The organism is Vibrio makurazakiensis, from assembly GCF_050337375.1.
In the GTDB taxonomy this organism is placed as follows: Bacteria; Pseudomonadota; Gammaproteobacteria; order Enterobacterales; family Vibrionaceae; genus Vibrio; species Vibrio makurazakiensis.
Window position 1 is genome coordinate 1 of the sequence record NZ_JAKJSW010000444.1, and the last position, 1,264, is coordinate 1,264.

Genomic DNA, 1,264 nt, shown 5'->3' on the forward strand with positions numbered 1-1,264 from the left:
CGATAAAGTACTTCAATACTCTGCCGATTTTCCATCCACTCTTTTTCAGATGTAGTGAAAGAGTCAATGATCTTTGCTTGAATCAAAGATGAAAAAACAAGACTCAGGAAAAGCACAATAGCCGAGAAAAACGACATTAAAGTTTTTGGCATAAGCACCTTAGACATAAGAGCTTTTACTTTTACCTCTAGCATTAGAGCTTTCAACATAAAGGCCTAATCCTTAAAGCGGTCTTTGATTTCAAGTATTTGAGGTAACTGTTCAACAAAAAGGTCGACAAGTGAAGGATCAAAATGTTGGCCTTTTTCTTCTTCTAGTAATCCGATTGTTTTTTCTATCGTCCAAGCCTGTTTATAAGGGCGTTCAGAAGTCAGAGCATCAAATACATCAGCAATAGAAGCGATACGAGCCACTAACGGGATTGACTCTCCAGCCGCTCCGTTGGGGTAACCTTTGCCATTCCACTTCTCGTGATGATACTTAGCAACATCTACCGCCATTTCTAACAATTTAGAGCCTGTTGTATCGCCCAAAATATCCACACCTATCTTCACGTGTGTTTGCATTATCTTCCATTCATCGGCATCTAATTTTCCCGGTTTAAGAAGAACGAYATCAGGAATACCGATTTTACCAATATCATGCATCGGCGCAGCTTCTCGTAAGGTATCTGCGTCTTCTAAAGGCATACCTGCCGCTAGCGCCAGTACATGACAATAATAGCTCATGCGTAACACGTGCATGCCTGTTTCATTATCTTTATATTCTGCTGCACGCCCTAATCGCTTCACCATTTCTATCTTGCTGTGGTTTATTTCAGAGGTTTGTTCTTTAACTTTAATGTAGAGCGCTTGTTGCTGGTTATAGAGCGCAAGGTGGGTTTGAACGCGCTGTAAGGCAATAGCAGGAGTAATTGGCTTGGTTAGATAATCTACCGCTCCCATAGCTAAACCTTTGACCTCATCTTCAGGTGAGATTTTTGCAGTAACAAAGATGATAGGAATATGAGCTGTATTGGGCTGTGACTTGAGGATTTCACACACTTGATACCCATCTAAATCCGGCATCATAATGTCTAGCAAAATTAAGTCTGGCTTAGGTGTCATTTGAGCTAACTTAATCGCAACGGCTCCGCTCTTCGCTGCTCTAACCTGATAATCCCCTTTTAGTAACCCCGTCAATACATCCAAGTTTTCAGTTACATCGTCGACAATTAGGATCGTCAATTTTTCAGTCATCTAACGCCACCTACACAGTTTAAGGT

General features: G+C 41.2%; 2 protein-coding genes. Both read right to left on the reverse strand.

Features of this window, described 5'->3' with window-relative positions; all coding sequences use genetic code 11:
- The coding region (locus L4C33_RS22325) for a hypothetical protein (protein ID WP_428814566.1) at positions 1-209 on the reverse strand (209 nt) is incomplete at its 3' end.
- 6 nt (positions 210-215) lie between these two features.
- On the reverse strand, positions 216-1,238 hold the full coding sequence (locus L4C33_RS22330) for an HD domain-containing phosphohydrolase (protein ID WP_428814567.1): 1,023 nt from the start codon (positions 1,236-1,238) through the stop codon (positions 216-218).
- Positions 1,239-1,264 lie beyond the last annotated feature (26 nt).